This window comes from Corynebacterium sp., from assembly GCF_012838985.1.
Taxonomy (GTDB): Bacteria; Actinomycetota; Actinomycetes; order Mycobacteriales; family Mycobacteriaceae; genus Corynebacterium.
Genome location: NZ_DUOE01000132.1, coordinates 1 through 2,821, shown reverse-complemented (window position 1 = coordinate 2,821; position 2,821 = coordinate 1). Strand labels below are relative to the sequence as shown.

The 2,821-nt window shown below is 70.7% G+C and carries 4 protein-coding genes; 2 read left to right on the top strand and 2 right to left on the bottom strand.

Annotation, left to right across the window (positions count from 1 at the left end):
- The coding region (locus GXZ33_RS07785; protein ID WP_291340273.1) for an ACT domain-containing protein at nt 1-489 on the top strand (489 nt) is incomplete at its 5' end.
- Complete coding sequence (locus GXZ33_RS07780; RefSeq protein ID WP_291340272.1) at nt 486-1,172, top strand: histidine phosphatase family protein; 687 nt, start codon at nt 486-488, stop codon at nt 1,170-1,172. The genes GXZ33_RS07785 and GXZ33_RS07780, both read left to right, overlap by 4 nt.
- A 69-nt stretch (nt 1,173-1,241) precedes the next feature.
- Here the strand turns inward: GXZ33_RS07780 and GXZ33_RS07775 are convergent, their stop codons facing one another.
- Nucleotides 1,242-2,156: a DUF5926 family protein gene (locus GXZ33_RS07775; protein WP_291340271.1), complete on the bottom strand. Its 915-nt coding sequence runs from the start codon at nt 2,154-2,156 to the stop codon at nt 1,242-1,244.
- A 23-nt stretch (nt 2,157-2,179) separates the two neighbouring features.
- A partial coding sequence (locus GXZ33_RS07770) for a glycerophosphodiester phosphodiesterase family protein (RefSeq protein WP_291340270.1) occupies nt 2,180-2,821 on the bottom strand: 642 nt, incomplete at its 5' end.

Sequence of the window (2,821 nt, the reverse complement as noted above, 5' to 3'; positions counted from 1 at the left end):
GCCGCCGCCGCCCCCGACCGCGCCGCCGTCCTCTTCGGGCTCGACGTGGTGGCGAAGGAGGTCGCCGACATGGCCGGCGCCCGCACCCGCTTCGTCGTCGTCGGCCCCCGCGGTGTGCCCACACCACGCACCGGCACCGACCAGACCACCGTCGTGTTCACCCTGCCCAACGAACCCGGCACCCTCGTCGCCGCGCTCACCGAGTTCTCCCTCCGCGGCGTGGACATGAGCCGCATCGAGTCCCGCCCGACGCGCAAGGTCTTCGGCACCTACCACTTCTACGTCGACCTCGTCGGCCACATCGACGACATCCCGCTCGCCGAGGCCCTGCGGGCCCTGTGGCTGCGCGCCGAGGACATCACCTACCTCGGTTCCTGGCCCACCCCGGGCCGCGACGGCCGCGAGGACGCCCTCGAGGCCGACCAGGCCCGGCTGCAACGCGCCACCGACTGGGTGCGGGCCGCCCGCGACGGAAAGGATCTCCCGTGAACGGTCGTCTGATTCTTCTGCGCCACGGTCAGACGCACAGCAACGTCGCCCGCAAGCTCGACACCCGTCCCCCGGGCGCCGAGCTCACCGACACCGGCCGCAACCAGGCCTGGAACGTCGGCGTCGAACTCGTCGAGTACTGCGAGGCCGGGGGCGGGTCCGCCGGCCGCCTCGGCGCGGTGGTCAGCTCCGTGGCGCTGCGCGCCCAGCAGACCGCCCTGCTCGCCATGACCGCCTTCGAGCAGACCGCTGGCCTGCGTGAACGCGAGATCGACATCGACGTGGAGCTCGGCCTCCACGAGATCTACGCCGGTGAGCACGAGATGCTTTCCGACGACGCCTCGCACCGCTCCTACGCCATGGCCTTCCGGAGCTGGCTGCACGCCGACCCGGGGGCCCTCATCCCCGGCGGCGAGACGTATCTCCAGCTCATGGACCGCTACCGCCCCGTCATGGAGAACCTCGCCCTGGAGCACCTGTCCGACGGCGCGAAGAAAGACGTGCTCGTGGTCAGCCACGGCGCGGCGATCCGCACGATGGCCGCCCACGCCGCCAGCGTCGACCCCGACTACGCCTTCGCCGGTTACCTGGGTAACTGCCGCTTCATCGTGCTGGAGCCCGACGACCGGCCCTTCGGCGAGTGGAAGCTCGTCCGCTGGGCGGACCTGGACCACCAGATCTGAGTCCCCCCCCGGAAGGCAAGGAAGGAGTGCGCAGCTGCGCACTCCTTCCTTGTCTGACCTGCGGTGATGCTAGCGGATGGTCACCTGACGGGACTTGATGTTCTGCAGCTGCTTGCGCTCGTCGGCGGTGAGCTGCTCCTCGTTGGCCACCTCGGCGGCGACGGCCTCGGAGACGCGGGTGAGCTCGGCGCCGTAGGAGTCGTGGGCGACGGCCGGGTCGAGGTCGAAGACCGGGACGATGATGCCGTGGGTGCGGAACACACCGGCGAACTTCGTGCCCTCACCCAGGTTGAGCTCGCCACGGGCGGCGACGCGGGCCAGGGCGTTGAGCAGGCCGTCCTCGTTGTCGTCCGGGCGGACCCAACGGATGTGGGCCTTGCCGCCACCGGGGTTGACCCACCAGACGGCGCCGGGGATCTCCGTGTCGACGCGGTGGGACTCCACGACGGCGTCATTGGCCTGCTGCAGGGCCTGCGCGGTGACCGGGTCCAGCTGGGTGCCCTCCGGCATCCACCAGTTGAAGTCCTGGTACTCGGTGATCTCCAGCTGCGCGTCGGCGGCGATGAGCTCGCTCAGCGCGGGCTGGGAGCCGTCGGCCACGCCCTGCTCCAGGGTGTCACCGGCCTCGGCGTCACGGACCCACGCCAGGGCGTAGGCCAGGTCGCGGCCCGGGTTCTGGGAGGGGATGCGGGTCTGCAGGGCCACGAAGGCCTCGTTGCCGTCCTCGCGGACCAGGGCGGCGGCGCCACCCGGCAGGACGGTCGCGATGTACACGTCGCGGTCGGTGCCGGCGACGGCCACCTTGGCGGTCGCGGCGGGGACGAACTCCTGCAGGGCGATGAGGTCGGCCTCACCGCCGATGCCGCCGTAGGGGCGGGCGTCCTTCTCCAGGGCGGCGCGCTCGGCGGCGCGGGCGGCGAGCTTCGCCTGGCGGCGGCTCATGCCCTCCGGCAGGTTCTCGTTCTTCTTGTTCTTCTTGGCCATGCGTCAAAGATACCCGGCGCACCCTAGCCGGACGCGCCCAGCACCTCCAGCGCCAGCGTGACCTCGTCCGTGGCGATCATGTCGACACCCTGATCGCGGGCCCAGCGCATGTCATCGGGGTCGTTGACGGTCCAGATGTAGGTGGGCAGTCCCAGCCGCCCGATGAGCGAGGGGTGCATCTTCGCCCGCAGCAGCGACAGCCCCAGCCCGGTGGGCCGCCCCGGATGGACGTCCAGGGGGTTGACCCAGCGGTCGTATTTCCGGCGCAGATGGATGCGGTCGATCTCCGGGGCGAGCCGGCGCATGCGCACGATGGCGCTGGAGGCGAAGGAGACGACGTGGATGCGCTCGTCCCGCTCCATCCCGTGGTGCCGGAGGGTGCGCACGACCTGCTCCTCCACCATCGGTCCGTAGCGGGAGAGGTGTTTCGTCTCGATGTAGAGGTGTTTGTCGGTCGGTTTCACCATCTCCAGCAGCTCCGGGAGCGTGAGCATGTCCTGCGGCAGATCAGAGGTGCCGTAATTGTGGTCACGCAGGGCGGCCAGGGTCATGCGGGAGACACGGCCGGAGCCGTCGGCGACGCGGTCGATGAGCGGGTCATGCAGGACCACGACCTCGCCGTCGAGACTCAGGCGCACGTCGCACTCGATGCCGTGGACCGGCAG

Bases quoted from the DNA above. Each gene is read 5' to 3' on its own strand.
- GXZ33_RS07775 (WP_291340271.1), bottom strand. From the start codon at position 2,156: ATGGCCAAGAAGAACAAGAAGAACGAGAACCTGCCGGAGGGCATGAGC.